Source organism: Pseudosporangium ferrugineum (assembly GCF_003002065.1).
GTDB classification, from domain to species: Bacteria; Actinomycetota; Actinomycetes; order Mycobacteriales; family Micromonosporaceae; genus Actinoplanes; species Actinoplanes ferrugineus_A.
Genome location: NZ_PVZG01000033.1, coordinates 1 through 19,233, shown reverse-complemented (window position 1 = coordinate 19,233; position 19,233 = coordinate 1). Strand labels below are relative to the sequence as shown.

The following is a 19,233-nucleotide window of genomic DNA, read 5'->3' as shown; positions in this document are numbered from 1 at the left end:
CGACTCGGGCCATCGACTGTCAACAATAAGTTTCGGGCTCGTTGCAATCAGTGATCATCAGGGGGAGAAATGGGGCGGCCCACGATGAACGACGTAGCGCGGAGCGCGGGCGTCAGCCTCAAGACGGTGTCCCGCGTGGTCAACGGCGAGGGCACGGTGAACCCCGCGCTCGCCGCCCGGGTCCGCGCCGCCGTCGCCCTGCTCGGCTACCGCCCCAACCTCGGGGCGACCATGCTGCGCCGCAACGATCGGCGTACCCGGACGATCGGGTTGCTGCTCGACGACGTGAGCGAGCCGTTCTCGGCGGCCGTGCACCGGGCGGTCGAGGACGAGGCGCGCACCCGCGGCGTCCACGTGCTGACCGGCAGCCTCGACGACGATCCGGGCCGGGAGCGGGACCTGGCGGGAGCGTTCGCGCGGCGGCACGCCGACGGCCTGATCATCACGCCGACCGCGCCCGACCAGGCGTACCTGGCTCGCGAGCTCCCGCCCGACGTCCCGGTCGTGTTCGTCGACCGGCCGGCCGCCGGCCACCGCGGCGACACCGTCCTGGCCACGAACCGCGACGGGGCGGCGGAGGCCGTACGGCACCTGATCGCGCACGGGCACCGCCGGATCGCCTTCCTCGCCGGGGCACCGCGGATCGCCACCGCGCGCAGCCGCCGGCTCGGCTACCGGGACGCGATGCGCGAGGCGGGCCTGCCGGTCTGCGAGGCGGTGGAGCCGGGACCGGGTGCCGAGGCCACCGCGCCCGCGCTGCTGAGGCTCCCGTACCCGCCGACCGCGCTCTTCACCGGCCAGCACCTGATCACCGTCCGGGCGGTACGCGCGCTGCGCCGGCTCGGCCTGCACCGCCGGATCGCACTGCTCGGCTTCGACGACTTCCCGCTCGCCGACCTGCTCGACCCGGCGGTCACCGTGGTCTCCCGGGACCCGGCCGCGATGGGCCGGGCGGCGGCGCGCGCCCTCTTCGCCCGCATCGACGGGGACACGAAGCAGCCGCGCGAGATCAGCATCCCGACGATGCTGATCCCGCGCGGCTCGGGAGAGCTGCGGCCTACGGGAAGTTGACGACGTTGACCGGTACGGTCGCCGTACCCTGGGCCGGTCCGCCGGTGTTGTTGACCACGTGGTCGATGACCCCGTTGCCACCCAGCGAGACCGTGAAGATGTTGTGCAGGCGGACCCCGCTGTTCACCGGGACCTCGAAGCCGCGGTCCGAGTGCACCTGCGGGTTGACGTTGAAGTAGCAGTAGCTGCCCATCGCCCACGCCTCGTGGCTGGTGACGCCGTCCGCCACCTTGTACGCCGCGTACCCGTTGGCCCCCGAGCGCCACGCCGCGTTGGACGGCGGGTCGTAGGGCTGCTCGTTCTGCAGGAAGTACGTGCGGCCGCCGTTGCCGTTCCAGATGACCTCGTACTTCTGGTAGTGCTCGACGAACAGGCCGTACGCGGTCACGTTCTGGCCGTTGACGATCAGGCCGGTGTCGGCGGGGTTGACCGTCCAGCCGTAGGTGCCCGCGTTGCCGTGGTCGGCGCGCCACGCCCAGATGTGGTCGATGATCGTGTTGTTGCTGTTCACCAGCAGGCTGTTGGTGGCCTTGCCGGCGATCGAGCCACCGATCCGGAAGAACACGTCCTGCACGGTCGTCGGGTTGGCGGCGTGGTTGGCCGAGGACCCGTTCGGGCCGACGACCAGCAGGTTCGCCGAGTTGGTGGTGCCCGCGTCGAAGAGCAGGCCGGCCAGCTTCACGCCGTCCACATCGGCCACCTGCATCGGCGTGACGCCGTTGTCCGGGATGATCGTGGCGTAGCCGAGGCCGAGCACCACGGTGTTCGCCCGGGTCACGTTGATCGTCCGGTCGACGTGGTAGATGCCGGGCTGGAACAGCAGGTGCAGGCCCTGCGCCAGCGCCGCGTTGATCGTCGCGGCCGAGTCACCGGGCTTGGCGACGAAGAACTGGCTCAGCGGGATGCCGGTGCCCGGGGTGTTGCCGTTGACCCAGGTGGCGCCCGCGGCGTTCTGCTGGAGGTTCGGCACGAAGACCGCGTACTGGCCGCCGGCCTGGTAGAGGTACGGCTTCTCGCGGATGACCGGCGCCGTGCCGATCGTGGTGTACGGCGGGTTCGGGAAGCTCGACGCCGGTGCGCCCTGCACGCCGACGAACGTCTGGTTCCACACCGCGTTCAGGCTGGAGCCGATCTGGCTGTTGCGGGTGAACCACTGCTGCTGGGAGTACTGCTGCTCCGAGCCGCTGATCCGCGAGTCGGCGATGTAGCCGCCGGACGCCCAGCCGTAACCGTTGGGGGCGAGGTTGAGGTCGCCGTGGATGTCCATCCGCCGGAACGGCGCGGCCTGCGAGACGGCCCACCGGTTGGCGCCGCTCACCGGGTAGACGGACAGGTTCTCGACCGAGCGCCAGAAGTTCTGGGTCGCGTTGCCCTGGAACCAGCCGGCGTCGACGGTGATGTCGCCGTTGATCCGGGTGTCCTGCGGGTTCTGGCCCAGGCCGAGCACCGAGGTGTAGAAGCCGACCTGGATGTTGAGGCCGTTGTACGTGCCGGGCTTGAACGCGAGGACGTACCGCTGGAGGCCGAACTGGTTGGACTCCTGCTGCCGGAAGATCGTGTCGGCCTGGCTCTGGATCGACGCCGACGACATCGACGGGTCGAAGACGATGACGTTGGCGCCGAGGCTGCCGCCGCCGGGCAGGTCCGGGTCGGTGGTGCCGCCGCCGTACACCTTGAATTCCCACAGCGAGTAGCCGTAGCCGGTGGCGCGTTCGGTGCCGTACATGCGCACGTACCGGGCCGTGGCGGTGACGTTCACGCTCTGCGTGCCCGCCTGACCGGCGGTGGCGGGGCTCGCGTCGGCCCAGGTGGAGCCGTTGTCCGAGGTCTGGATCCGGAAGGTCTTCGCGTACGCGGCCTCCCAGTTGAGCTCCACCCGGCTGATCGCCGAGCTGGTGCCGAGGTCCACCTGCAACCACTGGGGATCGGCGAACGCGGACGACCAGCGGGTGCCGGTGTTGCCGTCGACCGCGGCGGAGGCCGGGTAGACGCCGTCGTTCTCCGACGTGGACGCGGTGGCGGGCCTGCCCTGCGACAGCAGCGTCTCGGCAGCCCGGGCGCTCACCGGGGTGAGCGCGCCGAACGCCGCGACGACCGCGACGACCAGGCCGCCGGCGGCGCCGAGGCGCCACCGGCGGCGAGATCGGGGGATGACTGCGGGGACGGTCATGGCTTTCTCCTTGTACGCCAGGACGGACGCGCGGGGATCGCGCCCGGTGCGGAGCCGGGGATGCTCCGGCGAAGGTAAGTGATCTTGGGAGAGCGCTTACCCGCCCTGTGGACGCTAAGTTCGTTACGCCGATGTGTCAAAGGGTCGGCGCAACGGTTACGCGAGCGGTTCCGGAACCGGTTCCGCCGTCCGGTCAGCCGCGACCCGGGACGACCCCGGGCCGCCCGCCGCCCTCGATCCCCGCCACCGTCCATACCCGACCGTCGAGCCGCACACTGAGCTGGAGAGATGCGCCGGGTCCCGGGATGCCCGGCGCGATCGAGGAGGCTCCGGGGCGGCACAGGACCACGGAGGTCATCGACCCGCCCGAATGAGCTGTGACCAGAAGGACGGGCTTTTACCCCGATCCACCGCAGGACGGACAAGGGCTCCGCCTACATTGGGGCCATGCGCCTGGTCCTCACGACCGACACCCACGTGCCCAAGCGGGCCCGCGATCTCCCGGCCGAGCTGTGGGCCGCGGTCGAGGCGGCGGACGTGGTCGTCCACGCCGGCGACTGGGTGGACGTCGCGATGCTCGACGCGCTCTCGGCCCGCTCGCGCCGGCTCCTCGCCTGCTACGGCAACAACGACGGCGCTCCGCTGCGCGCCCGGCTGCCGGAGATCGCGCGGGCCACGCTCGGCGGCGTACGGCTGGCGGTGATCCATGAGACCGGCGACGCCAAGGGGCGCGAGCAGCGTTGCGAGGCGGCCTTCCCGGACACGGACGTGCTGGTCTTCGGGCACTCCCACATCCCGTGGGACACCACGACGCCCGGCGGCCTGCGGCTGCTCAACCCGGGCAGCCCCACCGACCGGCGGCGGCAGCCGTTCTGCACGTACATGACCGCGGAGATCGAGTCAGGCCACCTCGCCGGCGTGCGGCTGCACGAGCTCGTCAGACGAGCTTGACCGGGCCGGCGCCGATGGCGACCCGGAAGAGCTGGTACGGGTACCGCCGCCGATCCTGCCCGCGCCGGTACGTGGGCTGCCGGTGCAGCTGGTTCGCGGTCACGTAGAGGTAGCCGTCCTCGGCGACCGACATGGTGTCCGGCCACAGCAGGCGCGGGTCGTGCGCCACGGTCTCCATCGTGCCGTCGGGCAGCCGCCGCAGGATGGCGTTGTGCTCGGTGTTCGTCACGTACACGCGGCCCTGGTCGTCGGTCTCGAGGCCGTCCGCGACGCCGCCCTTGTCGCCCTCGTCGACGACCGTCGCGGCCACCTCGTCGTCGCCCAGGTCCGTGCCCAGGAGGGCGTCGGTGGAGACGCTGTACCAGCGGCGCGACATCAGCGGGCAGTAGAAGAGCCGGGAGCCGTCGGCCGAGATCGCGATGCCGTCGGCGCCCATGGTGACCGGCTCCGGGGCGCCGTCCTCGGGGCGCTCCAGGAACGGCTCGCCCTCCACGACGGGCAGGAGCGACGGCGGGGTCTCGGCCTTCGTGGACGGGTGGTCGTGCAGCCGCCGCCAGGCCGTACCGCTGCCGAGGTGCACCACGATGATGCCGTTCGGGCCCTGGTCCGACGAGTCGGTGATGTACGCGACGTCGCGCCGCAGGTCGAACCGCACGTCGTTGAGGTACGTCGTGGGCAGCGCGGCGCTGCGGTCGAAGACGATCGTCCGGATCACGGTGTCGGTGGCCAGGTCGATGCAGACGAGCTTGGGCCCGCCGACCTGCGTCTCCCGGAACTCGGGGGCGCCCGTGTCGAGCACCCAGAGCCGGTCGGCCGGGTCCACGACGACGCTCTGCACCGAGACGAACGCCTTCGGGTCGTCGTCGGCGGAGGGGGTGTTCCAGCCCTCGTCCGGGTACGGGACCACGACCCCGTCGCGGATCTCCCCCACGGTGAACCGGACGTCGTCGCCCCACTTCGGGAAGTTCACGAAGATGCGGCCGCGCGCGGAGACGCTGACGCCCGTCGGCATGGGCCCGCTGTCGAACGTGTGCACCGTCTCGAGCTCACCGATGGGCTGGTCGACCGGATGATCCGTCATCCCGGCCGCTTACCCGGCGAGCGCACCCGCAAAACAGCCCGGCCCACGCCGCCCGCCCGCCCGCCGGCCAGCCGCGATAAGAAACGGCCGGGCGCGGCGAGGACGGCCGGGCGCGGCACGAACAACCGGGCGCGGCGGAAGACCGCCGGGCGCGGGGGTGGGACGGCCGGGTCAGGCCGGGTGTGATGTCCAGCCCTGGCGGTGCAGGCGTTCGATGCCGTCGAGCAGCAGGTCGAGGGCGAATTCGAACTCGAACTGGTCGTCGCAGCCCGTCCCCACCACCGATGCGTCGTCGTGGAAGGCCGCCGTCGCGATCGTGGCCAGGTGCGGGAACCGGTCCGCGAACTCCGGCGGCGGGGCGGCCGGTGGTTCCGCGGCGGCTGCCCCGGACCGGCCGGCGTTGCGGGAGGCGTCGAAGAGCTCCTGGCTGAAGCCCAGCATCCGGCTGCCCATCGCGTGCATCACGTGGTGGGCCAGGTCGGCGGAGAAGCCGCCGGCCGAGAGCGTGCCGACCATCGAGTCGAGGTACGCGAGCACGGCCGGCGTCGCCGCGGTGCGCGACTCGATGGCGATCGGCGCCCACGGGTGGCGCTGCAGCACCCGGCGCGCCGACAGGATGCGGCCGCGGACGGCCTGCTTCCACCCGGCTCCGGGCACCGGCGGGTCGATCTCGCCGACGACCGCGTCGATCATGCCGTCGAGCAGCTCCTCCTTGTTGGCGACGTGCTTGTAGAGGGCCATCGGCACGACCCCCAGCTCCTGGGCGAGGTTGCGCATGCTCAGGGACTCGATGCCCGCCTCGTCGGCCAGGGCCACGGCGGCGCGCAGCACCCGGTCACGGCTCAGCGGTGTCCGCCGCAGGGTGTGCTCAACCATGCCGTCCTCGTCTCCCGGGGGCAGGGAAACGATATCCGCCTTGACGGGTGTACGGCGTACACCCCATACTTCGAGGGCAGGTGTACGGCGTACACCAGGAGGGGAGGCGACGGTGAAGGCGATCGTTCAGGACAGGTACGGGCCGCCCGGGACACTCACGCTCGCGGACGTCGACGTGCCGGTTCCCGGTCCCGGCGAGGTGCTGGTCCGGGTGGAGGCGGCGGCGCTCAACGCGTACGACTGGCATGTCATGCGGGGGGATCCGCGGATGGCCCGGCTGGCGATGGGGCGGTCCCGTCCCCGGGCGCGGATCCGCGGCCGCGACTTCGCCGGCCGGGTCGAGGCGGTCGGCCCGGACGTCCGGCAGCTGCGCCCCGGCGATGCCGTGTTCGGCGACCTCGGCGACGACAACGGCGCGTTCGCGGAGTACGTGCGGGTGCCCGAGGCGCTGGTGGCGACCGCCCCCGCGAACCTGACCCCGCGGCAGGCGGCGGCGCTCCCCCTGGCCGGGATCACCGCCCTCATGGGACTGCGCGACGCGGGAGGCCTCGAGCCCGGCCGGCACGTGCTCGTCAACGGCGCCTCCGGCGGGGTCGGCACCCTGGCGGTGCAACTCGCCAAGCTGCTCGGCGCGACCGTGACCGCCGTGTGCAGCACCCGCAACACCGAGCTGGTCCGCTCCCTCGGCGCCGATCACGTGGTCGACTACACCCGCGAGGACTTCACCCGGCTCGGGCGGCGCCACGACCTCGTACTCGACCTCGTCGGCAACCGCTCCCTCCGGGCCCTGCGACGGGCACTGACCCCCACGGGCACGCTGGTCCTGTCCGGCGGCGGCGTCTACGGCGGCGGCAGCCTCGTCGGTCCGGTCTGGCTCATCGCCCGCGGCCGGCTGCTGGCGCCCTTCGTCCGGCGGCAGCGGATCGTCGTGCTGACCACCGCCCCGAGCCGCTCCCATCTGGACACTCTTCGCGCCCACGCCGAGAACGACGGCCTCGTGCCGGTGATCGACCGGTGCTACGACCTCGCCGAGGTCCCCGAGGCCATGCGCTACCTGGAGAGCGACCACGCCCGCGCAAAGGTCGTGATCTCGGTTCTCCCCACTCACGCAGAATGAAGGGGCCAGGGCCAGCGAATGCTGGGCCCCGGCCCCGGCCTCGACGGGAGTTGCGGTCAGCACCACCCACCGAGCTACGACATGATGATCTTGATCTAGACGCCCAGGTCCACGGTCGGGTAGAGGGGGAAGGCGCCGAGCAGCTCGTTGGCCTGCTTGCTGATGCGGTCGGCGACGGCCGGGTCGAGGTCGAACTTCGCCTTCGACGCGCCCGCCTTCGTCTGGGACAGGACGGTGTGCATCAGCTCGGCGATCTGGTCCATCTCCGCCGTGCCGAGGCCGCGGGTGGTCAGGGCCGGCGTGCCGATCCGGATGCCGGAGGTGTACCAGGCGCCGTTCGGGTCCTGCGGGATCGCGTTGCGGTTGGTGACGATGCCGCTGTCCAGCAGGGCCTGCTCCGCCTGGCGGCCGGTCAGGCCGTACTTGTCGACGTCGATGAGGACCAGGTGGTTGTCGGTGCCGCCGCTGACCAGGGTCGCGCCGCGCCTGATCAGGCCCTCGGCGAGCGCCTGGCTGTTGTCGACGATGCGCTGGGCGTAGTCGGCGAACTCGGGGCGGCGGGCCTCGGCGAACGCGATCGCCTTGGCGGCCATGACGTGCGCGAGCGGGCCGCCGAGGACCATCGGGCAGCCGCGGTCGACCTGGTCGGCCAGCTCGGGCTGGCAGAAGACGGCGCCGCCGCGGGGGCCGCGCAGGCTCTTGTGCGTGGTCGTGGTGACGATGTGCGCGTGCTCGATCGGGTTGAAGTCGCCGGTGAAGACCTTGCCGGCGACCAGGCCCGCGAAGTGCGCCATGTCGACCATGAAGGTCGCGCCCACCTCCTCGGCGATCTCCCGCATGATCCGGAAGTTCACCTTGCGGGGGTACGCCGAGTAGCCGCCGACGATGATCAGCGGCTTGAACTCGCGCGCCGACTCGCGCAGGGCGGCGTAGTCGATCTGGCCGGTCGCCGCGTCGACGCCGTAGCTGCGCTGGTCGAACATCTTGCCGGAGATGTTGGGGCGGAAGCCGTGGGTGAGGTGGCCGCCCGCGTCGAGCGACATGCCGAGCATCCGCTGGTTGCCGAACGCCTGCCGCAGCTCGGCCCACTCGGCGTCGGTGAGGTCGTTGACGTTGCGCTTCTGCGCCTTGGCCAGCGCCGGGGCCTCGACCCGGTCGGCGAGCACCGCCCAGTAGGCGACCAGGTTGGCGTCGATGCCGGAGTGCGGCTGGACGTACGCGTACGGCGCGCCGAACAGGGCCTTGGCGTGCTCGACGGCGACCGCCTCGACGGTGTCGACGTTCTGGCAGCCGGCGTAGAAGCGGCGGCCGATGGTGCCCTCGGCGTACTTGTCGGAGAGCCAGTTGCCCATGGCCAGCAGCACGGCCGGCGACGCGTAGTTCTCGGACGCGATCAGCTTCAGGGACTCACGCTGATCGTGGAGCTCCTTCGCGATCGCGTCGGCGATCCGGGGCTCGACGGCGCGCACGGCGTCCAGCGCGGCGCGGAAAGCGGTCGATTCGGCGTTCAGCTCAGACATCGGACCTCCCTATCACAGGTGATGAGGCCCAGGCGCACGGCATTCACCCCGGTGGGTGAGGCCGCTCCCCGATGGTCGTCCATCTCAAGCGCCAGTCACGGCCCGCCGACGAGCATACCGTCGGCGCCCGGCCTCCGCCTCATCCCTCCCACGAGGCCTTACCGTAGGCCCGGTGAACGGCGTCCAGATCCTGCTCATCGCCGGGGCCGGCATCGCGGTCACCGCGTTCGCCCACCGTCGCGGCCTCCAGCCCGGCCTCATCGTCGTGACGCTCGCCGCGGCGGTGAGCTTCGTCCCCGGCGTCCCCCGGCTCGAGCTGGAGAGCGAACTGCTGCTGGCGCTCGTCATACCGCCGCTGCTCTACTCGGCGACGCGCGGCGCCTCGTTCACCGGGTTCGGCCAGAACCTGCGCGCGATCATCAACCTCGGCGTGGTGCTGGTGGTGCTCACCGCCGGCGCGCTGGGCGTGCTGTCGTCCTGGCTGCTGCCCTCGATCGGCCTGGCGGCGGCGTTCGTCCTCGGCTCGGTGCTGGCGCCGCCGGACACCATCACCACCGTCTCGCACGGCGCCGAGCTCGGCCTGCCACGCCGGGTCACCACGATCCTGACCGGGGAGAGCCTGGTCAACGACGCGACCGCGCTGACGCTGTTCAGCATCGCGGTCGGTGCGGTGAGCGGTGACCACGCGACGTGGGGCTCGGGCATCCGCGAGTTCCTCTACAACGCCGGGGTGGGGCTGCTGGTCGGCGCGGTCCTGGCGATGGCGGCCCTGATGATCCGCCGGCGGCTGGGCAATCCGACCCTGGGTACGGCCCTGGGCCTGCTGGTGCCGTTCACCGCCTTCCTCACCGCCGAGGAACTGCACGCCTCCGGCATCCTCGCCGTGGTCATGGCGGCGTTCTCCATCACGATCAACACGTCGATGGATCCCCGGCACCAGTTTCCGGGCGCGTACCGGACGCGGTTGCAGGAGGAGGCGTTCTGGCCGGTCGTGGACTTCCTGCTCGAGACGTTCGTGTTCGCGTACATCGGGCTGCAGCTCAAGTTCGTCATCGACGATCTGCGCGCCGAGGAAGGGCCGGGGCTCACCCGTACCGTAATCGCCGCCGTCGTCCTGCTGCTCGCCGCGATCGTCCTCCGCCTGGCCGGCGTCTCCCTGCTCTTCGGCCGCTGGCGGCTGAACGAGCTGATGGACCGGCGGCGCCGTGAGGCGGACCCCGAACGGGCCCGGCGGGCCGAGGAGCGGCGGGCGCGCCGGGCCCGGGGCCGCAAGCGGCTCGATCCCCCGCTGGGCCCGCCGACCACCCGGGAGACGCTGGTGGTCGGCTGGACGGGCATGCGCGGCATCCTCACCCTGGCCGCCGCGGCGGCGATCCCGGAGGTCACCGCCGCCGGCGAACCGTTCCCCGGCCGCGAGGCCGTGCAGGCCATCGCCCTGGTCGTCACCCTGGGCACGCTGCTGATCCAGGGCACGACCATCCGGCGGGTGGTCCGCCTGCTGGGCATCGACGTCCGCGCGGAACAGCGGGAGGCCGCCGCCCGGCGCCGGCTCGGCGACGAGATCGCGGCGGGCGCCGCGGCCGGGACGACGGACGAGGACTTCGACCTGCGGCGCAACGCTCTGAGCAGGGCGATGATGGAGGGCGAGATCGACGAGGAGACCGCCCGCGAGCTCATCGGCAAGCTGGACCTGCGCCAGGCCGCCGACCGCACGCTGTCGTAGCGCCGGCGAAAAACCCCGGGAAACCGCGACCGGGTACGGCGTAGGGTCGCGGCATGCCTACGACGCACGCCCTCCTCGCCCGGGTGTCGACGCCCGTCGCGCGGGGACCGCTGCACTCCTCCCGCCTGCGCAACGGCGTCGCGCCCTGAGCCGCCGCGCCGACTGAACCCGCACTGAGCGCTGCCGCCAGGGCCCTTCGTGTCCTCTTCCCACGGACGGGCCTCGCTGATGCCTGTCCGCGTTCGCCGCCACGGCGGCAGACAGGACCACGGTCATGGCGCTTCACCAGCACGAACACGCCCGCGCCCGGCGGGCGTTCGGGCAGAACCTGCTCGCCGACCCGGCGGCGGTGCGACGGCTCGCCGCCGCCGCGGAGATCGATCCCGGCGACCTCGTCCATGAGGTCGGCGCCGGGCGCGGGCACCTGACCCGCGAACTCGCCCGGCGCGCCGGGCGGGTGGTCGCGTACGAGGTCGATCCGGCGATGGCGGCCGCGGTGCCGCGCCGGCCGGGGATCACCGTACGGACCGGGGACTTCCTGCGCAGCGCGCCGCCGGACGAACCGTTCCGGGTGGTCGGCAACATTCCGTACGCGCTCACCTCGGCCGTGGTCGAGTGGTGCCTGGACGCGCCGCACCTGGCGACGGCGACGCTGCTCACCCAGCTCGAGTACGCCCGCAAGCGCACCGGCGACTACGGCCGCTGGACCCGCCTGACGATCGCCACGTGGCCCGAGGTCGGCTGGTACCTCGCGGGACGGGTGCCGCGTACGGCCTTCCGCCCGGTGCCGAGGGTCGACGGCGGCATCCTGCACCTGCGCCGCCGTGCGGTGCCCCTGGTGGACGACGCGGCCGGGTGGCGCCGGTTCGTGCACCTGGGCTTCACCGGGCGCGGCGGTTCCCTGGCGGCGACCCTGCGGCACCGCTACGGACCGGCCCGGACGTCCGCGGCCTTCCGGTCCTGCCGGCTCGGCACCGACGTGCCGGTGGGCGAGGTCTGGCCGGAGCGCTGGCTGCACCTGTTCCGCCTGCTCGAACGCTAGACCCGGAAGCGTTCCGCGACCGTACGCAGCTCGGCCGCCACCTGGTTGAGGCGGTCCACCGCCACGTCCGCCTCGGCGAGCGTGGCGGTGGTCGCCTCGGCCGACCGGGCGACGCCGTTGATGTTGGCCGCGATGGTCGAGCTGCCGCCGGCCGCCTCGCCGATGCTGCGGCTCATCTCGGCGGTGGTGGCGGTCTGCTCCTCGACCGCCGAGGCGATGGTCACCTGGTAGTCGTTGATGCGCTGGATGATCTGCGAGATCTCGCCGATCGCCGCGACCGCGCCGGCGGTGTCCGCCTGGATCGTCTCGACCCGCCGGGAGATGTCCTCGGTCGCCTTCGCCGTCTCCTGGGCGAGGTCCTTGACTTCGGACGCGACGACCGCGAAGCCCTTGCCCGCCTCACCGGCCCGCGCGGCCTCGATGGTGGCGTTGAGGGCGAGCAGGTTGGTCTGCTCGGCGATGGCGGTGATGACCTTGACCACGTCACCGATCTCCGCCGACGACGTGCCGAGCTTGGAGACCGTCTGGTTGGTGGTCTCCGCGACCCCGACCGCGTCGGACGCGACCAGGGCGGCGTCGTTGGCGTTCTGGGCGATCTCGCGGATCGACGCGCCCATCTCGTCGCTGCCGGCCGCGACCGTCTGCACCGAGCCGGACACGTCGTCGGCCGCCCCGGCGACCAGGCTCGCCTGCGCGGCGGCCTCCCGGGCACTCTCGCCGATCCGGCCGGTGACGCCGGTGAGCTGGTGGGTGCTGACCCCGAGGTCCTCGGCGCCGCCGGTGAGCTGGGCGACCGTGCCGCGCAGCCCGTCCCGGGCCCGGTTGACCGCGGCGGCCATCCGGCCGAGTTCGTCCCGGGAGCGCACCTCGGCGGGCTCGGTGAGGTCGTTGTCCGCGACGGCGGCCAGGGCCCGGCCGACGGACGCCAGCTGGACCTTGATCAGGCGGGTCACCAGCACTCCGATCGCCGCGGCCACCAGGATGCCCGCGAGGAGCGCGGCGACGATCCGCGTACGCGCCTTGCGGAAGTCCTCCGCGGCCCGCCCGGCGATGGCGTCCGCCTGGGTGTCCTCGGCCTTCTGCAGGGCCGCGACCGCGCTGTTGAGCTTCGCCTCGCCCTTGCCGAACTCGGCGCCGATCTGGTCCGCGGGCGGCATGGTGTATCCGGGGGGAAGCGGCTCCCGGAACATGACGGTGTCCCGCAGCGCGCGGTAGTCCTTCATCGCGGCGGTGAAGGCGGCCAGACTCTGCCGCCGTTCCGGATCCTCGGCGATGGCTCCGTAGGCCGTCAGCGCAGAGTTGATCTTGTTGTCCGCGGTGGTGGTGGCGTCGCGGGCATCCTTGCGCTCGGCGTCGCCCGGACCGATCGAGTAGAGCATCAGGCCGCGGAACATGTCGGAAATGCCACCTCGGAGCTCGGCGACCTGTTGAAGGCTGTCGACGTGCTGGGCCTTCATGGTGGTGAGATCCTTGTTCGTCTCGCTCATGCGCCACACGGCCATCCCGCCCACACCGAGCGCGACCAGCGCCATGGCCACCGCGGAGAGCAGGGTCTTGGTCGTCATGCCCAGGTCGGCCAGCCGGCCCACCAGCGGGTTGCGCCGGATGGTCACCTGCACGGCGTCTCTGGTCTGGCCCTTGGGCATCGTCGTCCCCTTCCCCTCCGCGATCGATCATCGCGCCAGGCGGGGAACAACCGCGGCAAAACGCGAAAGTCAGGTGACGGCCAGCTCCACGAGCTCGGCGTCGCCCGGGGCCCAGTCCTCCACCACGATCGCGACGTAGCGGGCCCGGCCGGCGAGCGGCGCGTAGGTGAGGCCGTCCGCCGAGGCTTCCAGGTAGTGGGCCGGTACTCGCCGGCCGCGGGACCAGGCGGGCCGGACGTGTGCCACGTCGGTCACCCGGCCGAGGTCGACGACCATCCGCCCGGACCGGCCGGGCCGCCAGGCGGTCGCCGGGTCGCCGTCGACCGCCCGGTCCGGCGACGTCATCCCCGCCGGCAGGGGCGAGGTCGGGAAGGTGGTGCGGCCGCGGGCGAGGTCGGCGGCCGGGGTGACCGGTGCGCCCGGCACCGTCACGCCGCGGGACCTGCCTGCGGGTACGCGCACGGTCGCCGCCCACGACCCACGCCGCAGCGTGACCACCGCCCGGCGCTTCGCGGGGGCCGTGACGGTGACGTGGTGCGAGTCGCGCACCTGGAACCGGGTGCCGGGAGGGGGGTCGCCGGCGACGGTGAAGCGCGGCGGCTCGACCCGGGCGGTGCCGCCGTCGAGGCTGACCGACCAGTCCAGGCCGGCGGCGGTGAGCACCTGCTCGCCGCGGTAGAGGGTGTCGCGGGCCGGAAGGTGCACGGTCACGTCGCGGGCCGGTTTCGCGGTGAGGTTGAAGACGCTGAGGTAGCCGTCGGCGTCACTCACGGTGAGCCCCTCGGCGGCCGGCAGCTTGCGGGCCGCCACCCGGGCGAGGTCGCGGTCGCCCGCATAACCCTCGACGAGCGGCGCGGGGGCGCTGACCGCGGTGGCGGTGACGGTGATCCGGCCCTTGCCACCGTGCGTGACGATCCCCGCCCGGCCGTCGAGGCCCACCCACCGCGGGACGCTCCGGGTCTCCGGCACGGCGGCCGCGTCGGTCCAGGTGCGGCCGTCGATCGAGGTCTGGATCATGAAGCTCTTGGCGTACGCGGCCTCCCACGCGATGCGGACGCCGGCGACGGTCACCGCCGAGCCGAGGTCGACGGCGAGCCAGCTGTCGGCCCGCCCGCGCTCCTCCCGGACGACCGCCCAGCGGGTGTCCGCGTTGCCGTCGGTGGCGTTGCGGGCCGGATACCACATGTCCTCGGACGAGGCGATCGGCATCGCGCCCTGGGCCAGGTCGGCGCCGCGGACGTCGAGCACCGAGAAGGTGTAGATCGAGTAGCCGTACGGCGTGGCCGGCTCGCGCCCGAGCATGCGCACGTACCGGGCGTCGCGCGGCGCGAAGCCGATGTCCCCGGTGTACGGGTCGTTGAGGTTCGCCTTGCCGCCTGCGTACGTGAAGGTGCGGGCGCCGTCCAGGCCGGGCACCCCGGGCATGGCGAGATTGAACAGGGTGAGGCCGCCCTCGCCGGGCAGGCCCGTGCTCGCGTAGACGACGGTGCCGGTCGGCAGCGTGCAGAAGCCCGCGTATCCCCCGCTCAGGGTGAGAACGGTCGCGGTCGCGTCGACCCCGTCCCGGACCCTGCTGTACGCCCTGGTCCACTGTGCCGCCGGCGTCGTGCCGGCGGGCAGGAACGCGGGCGCCCGGGTGTCGATGAACCAGTTGTCGTGGCGCGGCTGCCAGAGGAAGTTGACGTAACCGGGCTTGGTGACCGCCGCCGCGAAGGCGTTCGCCGACTGGTGCGCCGTCAGCCCCACCTCGGGACCGAAGTCGCGGGTGCCGCTCGCCTCCCGGAAGAACTCCTCCGCGGACACCGGCACGACGGGGCTGCGGCGCAACCGGTGGAACAGGTACGCGATGGCGAGCTCGGCGCGGGCCTCGGGCTCGTACTTCTCCTCGCCGCTGAACTTGGTGAGCCGGTACTCCGGCTCGTAGCGCAGGTACGGCATCAGCCGCTCGGCGAGGTCGGCCTCCGCGCGGGCCGCGTGCCGGTCGCCCCGCACCTGGGCGAGGAAGGCGAGCGGGAGCACGTCCCGGCCGTACAGGTGGTAGCGGTCGGCCACCATCGGCATGACCGGCTCGCCGGCGTCGCTGGCGAGGAGCCGCAGGGTGCGCCACAGCTGCTCGCCGTTGGGCTGGTGGGTGAGCACCTCGGGAAGCGGCAGGCCGGCCAGCAGGAAGTGGATGGCCGAGCGGCCCGCCGTACGCCACAGCTCCGCCTGGTAGTGCGGGTTGGCCGACCCGTGGTTCTCCACGATGAACGTGTCGTGCAGGTTGTGCGCCAGGCTGCGCCGGTCGACCTGCTCACCGTCGACCACGGCCGGGTTGGCGCGGTCGGCGGCGGGCAACGCGCCGGCGTTCGCCACCCAGAACTCGAGCCGGGCCCGCCATTCGTCGCGCGCCCCGGCGTCCGTGGCCCAGGCGGCGCCGGGGGCGAGCGCCTGCGCGTAGACGCCCATCTCCTCCAGCTTGGTGTCGCCGCGCCAGCCGCCGTCGGTGCCGTTGGGGGTCCAGCCGCCGCTCGCCGGGTCGGCATCCGCGTTCAGCGCGTACGCGTACGCCGCCTGGCCCTCGGCGATGCGCTGGATGTTGTCCTGGGTCGCCCGGTCCAGGTCACCCCACATCAGCCGGGCGGCGAGCACGAAGTAGAGCTCGAAGGTGGAGTCCCAGAACAGCTGGCGACCCCACTGGGTGCCGCCGGCGAGCCGGTTGCCGGCCGCGTACCGTTGAATCGTGGCCACGGTGTGTGACCGCAGCGTGGCCTCGTCGACCGCGGCGAGGACCGGGTCGTAGTCGTCCATGCCGAGCAGCACGGCGTTGCCGAGCACCGCCGCGAAGCGGAAATCGTCGAATTTGTACGCCCCGATGCCCTGGTCCCACTGCTGTTCGACCCACTGGGTGTGCAGGTGCAGCAGGTCGCGATAGACGCCGGCGACTCGGCCGGGGACCGCCATCGGGACCGCCGCGACCGCCGGGGACGAGGCGAATGCGCTGCTCAGGCCGCTGATGCCGGCGAGCGTCAGCAGCCGGCGGCGGGACAGTGCGAACAAGGGACCTCCCCGGCGGAACACGATGCCCTGCATACCATTCGCTTCAGCCCCAAAGGCTGTCAAATTCACCGCGAGTGTCCGTACGCATCAAGTTCCGGAACCAGGATTGCTTGCTTGTTAAGTAATGCATCGATGAAACTGGCCGTACCGTCCCCGACAACTGCACGTTCCCCACGACGCGGCGCCGGCTCCCGCCCCTGGCGAGGTGACCGGCGCCGCGGCGTGTCCAGGGACAGGTGATCCGTGGATCGACGCGTCCTTCCTCCGGCCCCGCGATCGGCCCAGGCTGGGTGTCCGCGGCCTGAGGGAGGATGTGATCGTGGACCGCGCACAGCTCGCCGACTTCCTGCGTACCCGGCGGGAGGCCCTGCAGCCCGAGGACGTCGGCCTGCCCCGGGGGCCGCGCCGGCGCGCGGGCGGCCTCCGCCGCGAGGAGGTGGCCGCGCTCTGCGGGATGTCGGCCGACTACTACAGCCGCATGGAGCAGCAGCGGGGCCCGCGCCCGTCCGAGCAGATGCTCGCGGCGATCGCCCGCGGCCTGCACCTGTCGCTCGACGAGCGGGACCATCTGTTCCGCGTCGCGGGTCACGCGGCGCCGCAGCGGGTCCTGCGCTCGGAGCACCTCAACCCGGGCATGATGCGCATCGTCGACCGGCTCGAGGACACCCCCGCCGAGGTGCTCAGCAGCCTCGGCGAGACGCTCCGGCAGACCCGGCCCGCGGTCGCGCTGCTCGGCGACGACGCCCGGTGGACCGGGATGGCCCGCAGCATGGTCTACCGGTGGTACACCGACCCGTCCTCCCGGCTGATCTACCCCGAGGAGGACCACCCGCTGCACGGACGCGTCTTCGCCGCCCAGCTGCGGGTGGCGTACGCCCGCGAGGGCCGAGGATCGCGGGCCGCGGCGATCGTCGACGCACTGCTCGACACGAGCGACGAGTTCCGGAAGGTGTGGGCCGCGCACGACATCAGCACCACCCACACCGACGCGAAGCGCATCGCGCACCCGCAGCTCGGCATCATCGAGGTGCAGTGCCAGACGCTGGTCGACCCCGATCGGTCGCAGGCGCTGCTCGTCTTCACCGCCGTGCCCGGCACGGAGAGCCACGAGAAGCTCCGGCTGCTGTCGGTCATCGGCGACCAGCGCCTGTGATCCTCAGCCGGCCGATGATCCTCAGCCGGCCACCTTCTCCTCGCCCTTCGTCAGGGCCTTGAAGCCCTGCTCGGCGACCTGATTTCGACCTCCTCGTCTCGGTTCGCGAGTGCCCGGCCCAGAACGGGTTAATCCCCCGGCATATCTCCGGCCGTGCCGGGCACCTGGGTGGGGAACCGTTGTCGAGAGCCGGAGGATCGCATGCGCGCACTGACCTGGCAGGGCACGTCCAAGGTGTCGGTGGAGACCGTCCCGGACCCGAAGATCCAGGAGCCGACGGACGCGATCGTACGGATGACGTCCACCGCCATCTGCGGCTCCGACCTGCACCTGTACGACGTCCTCGGGATGTATCTGGACGCCGGTGACATCCTCGGGCACGAGCCGATGGGCATCGTCGAGGAGGTCGGGCCGGAGGTCACCCACATCCGGCCGGGGGACCGGGTGGTGATCCCGTTCAACATCTCCTGCGGCTACTGCTACATGTGCAGCCGGGGCTATTTCGCCCAGTGCGAGACGACCCAGGTGAAGGAGCACGGCAAGGGCGCCTCCCTGTTCGGCTACACCAAGCTGTACGGCCAGGTCCCCGGCGGCCAGGCCGAGTACCTGCGGGTGCCGCAGGCGCACTTCGGCCCGATCAAGGTGCCGGAGGGCCACCCCGACGAGCGCTACCTCTTCCTCTCCGACGTGCTGACCACCTCGTGGCAGGCCGCCAAGTGGGCGGACATCACGCCGGGCTGCACCGCGTTCGTGACCGGCCTGGGCCCGATCGGCCAGATGACCGCGCGGATCGCCCGCCACCTCGGCGCCGAGCGGGTCATCGCCACCGACAACGTGCCCGAGCGCCTGGAGATGGCCCGCCGCCACGGCGTCGAGGTCATCGACTTCGACGAGGTCGACGACGTGCCGGCCGCGGTGCTGGAGCTGACCTCCGGCCGGGGCGCGGACTGCGTCGTCGAGGCGGTCGGCATGGAGGCGCACGGCACGCCGGTCCAGGAGTTCGCCCAGCGGGCCGCGGGCCTGCTGCCGGACGCCGTCGCGCGCAAGGCCATCGACAAGGCCGGCGTGGACCGGATGGGCGCGCTCCGCACGGCGTTCGCCGCGGTACGCCGGGCCGGCACGGTCTCGATCATCGGCGTGTACGGCGGCCAGGCCGACCCGTTCCCGATGTTCGACCTCTTCGACAAGGGTGTAACCCTGCGGATGGGTCAGGCGCACGTCAAGCAGTGGGTGGACGACATCCTGCCGCTGCTCACCGGCGACTCCGACCCGCTGGGCGTGGACGACCTGGTCACCCACCGGCTGCCGCTCGAGGACGCGCCGCACGCGTACGACATCTTCAAGAAGAAGGAGGACGGCTGCATCAAGGTGGTCCTGAAGCCCTGACACGGCAGAATATCGCATGGTAGCGATTCACTCACGTAAAGTGACTCATACTTTCGGCTAGTCACGGCTCCACTGGTCAGCTAGGGTCGTCATAACCGAACGGCCCAGCATGCGCGGGAGACGGCGGTTCATCACCCGCCGTCGATCCCCGAACCGATAGCGACACCCAGCCCCGACTCGGGCCCGGCTCACCCGCCGGACCGGCTCTCCGGGACAGGTGCCAGGGAGGACCACGAATGACTGTGACCCAGTCGGCCCCGGCGGCGCAGAAGCCGGCGACGATCAGCGAGGCGCCCACGGACAGCGCCGCCGATCTGCTCAACGCGATGGCCGCGATGCCGGCCGATCACCCGTCCCGCGCCCTGCTGCGGGACCGGGCGATCGAGGCCTGGCTCCCCCTCGCCCGCCACCTCGCCCACCGCTACTCCGGCCGCGGCGAACCCACCGACGACCTCATC

At 72.3% G+C, this 19,233-nt stretch carries 13 protein-coding genes, 1 pseudogene and 1 riboswitch; of the genes and pseudogenes, 8 read left to right on the top strand and 6 right to left on the bottom strand.

What is annotated here, in order from left to right:
* The first annotated feature begins 84 nt into the window (after positions 1–84).
* Entirely contained in the window at positions 85–1,071 is a 987-nt protein-coding gene (locus CLV70_RS35920; RefSeq protein ID WP_106131107.1) for a LacI family DNA-binding transcriptional regulator, read from the top strand.
* Here the strand turns inward: CLV70_RS35920 and CLV70_RS35915 are convergent.
* Entirely contained in the window at positions 1,058–3,241 is a 2,184-nt protein-coding gene (locus tag CLV70_RS35915; protein ID WP_106131084.1) for a discoidin domain-containing protein, read from the bottom strand. The two genes, CLV70_RS35920 and CLV70_RS35915, sit on opposite strands and share 14 nt — an antisense overlap.
* 447 nt (positions 3,242–3,688) lie before the next feature.
* On the opposite strand from CLV70_RS35915, the gene CLV70_RS35910 reads away from it, so the two are divergent.
* Entirely contained in the window at positions 3,689–4,192 is a 504-nt protein-coding gene (locus CLV70_RS35910; RefSeq protein ID WP_106131083.1) for a metallophosphoesterase family protein, read from the top strand.
* On the opposite strand, the gene CLV70_RS35905 is transcribed toward CLV70_RS35910, so the two are convergent.
* Both CLV70_RS35905 and CLV70_RS35900 read right to left on the bottom strand, forming a co-directional pair.
* Entirely contained in the window at positions 4,179–5,273 is a 1,095-nt protein-coding gene (locus CLV70_RS35905) for an L-dopachrome tautomerase-related protein (RefSeq protein ID WP_106131082.1), read from the bottom strand. The two genes, CLV70_RS35910 and CLV70_RS35905, sit on opposite strands and share 14 nt — an antisense overlap.
* 171 nt (positions 5,274–5,444) lie before the next feature.
* Entirely contained in the window at positions 5,445–6,149 is a 705-nt protein-coding gene (locus tag CLV70_RS35900) for a TetR/AcrR family transcriptional regulator (RefSeq protein WP_106131081.1), read from the bottom strand.
* 112 nt (positions 6,150–6,261) lie between these two features.
* On the opposite strand from CLV70_RS35900, the gene CLV70_RS35895 reads away from it, so the two are divergent.
* Complete coding sequence (locus tag CLV70_RS35895; protein ID WP_106131080.1) at positions 6,262–7,266, top strand: NAD(P)-dependent alcohol dehydrogenase; 1,005 nt, start codon at positions 6,262–6,264, stop codon at positions 7,264–7,266.
* Between the two features lie 95 nt (positions 7,267–7,361).
* Here the strand turns inward: CLV70_RS35895 and CLV70_RS35890 are convergent, their stop codons facing one another.
* On the bottom strand, positions 7,362–8,786 hold the full coding sequence (locus tag CLV70_RS35890) for a glycine hydroxymethyltransferase (RefSeq protein WP_106131079.1): 1,425 nt from the start codon (positions 8,784–8,786) through the stop codon (positions 7,362–7,364).
* Between the two features lie 19 nt (positions 8,787–8,805).
* Positions 8,806–8,895: riboswitch (ZMP/ZTP riboswitch) on the bottom strand.
* Positions 8,896–8,958: 63 nt separating this feature from the next.
* Here CLV70_RS35890 and CLV70_RS35885 point away from each other — a divergent pair.
* Together CLV70_RS35885 and erm are read left to right on the top strand one after the other, a co-directional pair.
* Positions 8,959–10,509, top strand: a complete 1,551-nt coding sequence (locus CLV70_RS35885; RefSeq protein WP_106131078.1) for a cation:proton antiporter — start codon at positions 8,959–8,961, stop codon at positions 10,507–10,509.
* Positions 10,510–10,783: 274 nt separating this feature from the next.
* Positions 10,784–11,551, top strand: coding sequence for an ErmE/ErmH/ErmO/ErmR family 23S rRNA (adenine(2058)-N(6))-methyltransferase (gene erm, locus CLV70_RS35880; protein WP_106131077.1), 768 nt, complete (start codon positions 10,784–10,786; stop codon positions 11,549–11,551).
* On the opposite strand, the gene CLV70_RS35875 is transcribed toward erm, so the two are convergent.
* Positions 11,548–13,197, bottom strand: a complete 1,650-nt coding sequence (locus tag CLV70_RS35875) for a methyl-accepting chemotaxis protein (RefSeq protein ID WP_106131076.1) — start codon at positions 13,195–13,197, stop codon at positions 11,548–11,550. The two genes, erm and CLV70_RS35875, sit on opposite strands and share 4 nt — an antisense overlap.
* 69 nt (positions 13,198–13,266) lie before the next feature.
* Positions 13,267–16,236: a discoidin domain-containing protein gene (locus tag CLV70_RS35870; RefSeq protein WP_106131106.1), complete on the bottom strand. Its 2,970-nt coding sequence runs from the start codon at positions 16,234–16,236 to the stop codon at positions 13,267–13,269.
* A gap of 319 nt (positions 16,237–16,555) precedes the next feature.
* Between CLV70_RS35870 and CLV70_RS35865 the strand changes: the two genes are divergently transcribed.
* From CLV70_RS35865 to CLV70_RS35855, 3 genes and pseudogenes are all read left to right on the top strand, one after another.
* On the top strand, positions 16,556–17,389 hold the full coding sequence (locus CLV70_RS35865) for a helix-turn-helix transcriptional regulator (RefSeq protein WP_106131075.1): 834 nt from the start codon (positions 16,556–16,558) through the stop codon (positions 17,387–17,389).
* Positions 17,390–17,590: 201 nt separating this feature from the next.
* Positions 17,591–18,775, top strand: coding sequence for a zinc-dependent alcohol dehydrogenase (locus tag CLV70_RS35860; RefSeq protein WP_106131074.1), 1,185 nt, complete (start codon positions 17,591–17,593; stop codon positions 18,773–18,775).
* Between the two features lie 236 nt (positions 18,776–19,011).
* Positions 19,012–19,233, top strand: a pseudogene (locus tag CLV70_RS35855) (RNA polymerase sigma factor SigF); the annotation flags it as partial.

Coding starts and splice junctions, on each gene's coding strand:
- CLV70_RS35875 (WP_106131076.1), bottom strand. CDS start 13,197: ATGCCCAAGGGCCAGACCAGAGACGCCGTGCAGGTGACCATCCGGCGC.
- CLV70_RS35900 (WP_106131081.1), bottom strand. CDS start 6,149: ATGGTTGAGCACACCCTGCGGCGGACACCGCTGAGCCGTGACCGGGTG.
- CLV70_RS35860 (WP_106131074.1), top strand. CDS start 17,591: ATGCGCGCACTGACCTGGCAGGGCACGTCCAAGGTGTCGGTGGAGACC.
- erm (WP_106131077.1), top strand. CDS start 10,784: ATGGCGCTTCACCAGCACGAACACGCCCGCGCCCGGCGGGCGTTCGGG.
- CLV70_RS35910 (WP_106131083.1), top strand. CDS start 3,689: ATGCGCCTGGTCCTCACGACCGACACCCACGTGCCCAAGCGGGCCCGC.
- CLV70_RS35890 (WP_106131079.1), bottom strand. CDS start 8,786: ATGTCTGAGCTGAACGCCGAATCGACCGCTTTCCGCGCCGCGCTGGAC.
- CLV70_RS35920 (WP_106131107.1), top strand. CDS start 85: ATGAACGACGTAGCGCGGAGCGCGGGCGTCAGCCTCAAGACGGTGTCC.
- CLV70_RS35915 (WP_106131084.1), bottom strand. CDS start 3,241: ATGACCGTCCCCGCAGTCATCCCCCGATCTCGCCGCCGGTGGCGCCTC.
- CLV70_RS35905 (WP_106131082.1), bottom strand. CDS start 5,273: ATGACGGATCATCCGGTCGACCAGCCCATCGGTGAGCTCGAGACGGTG.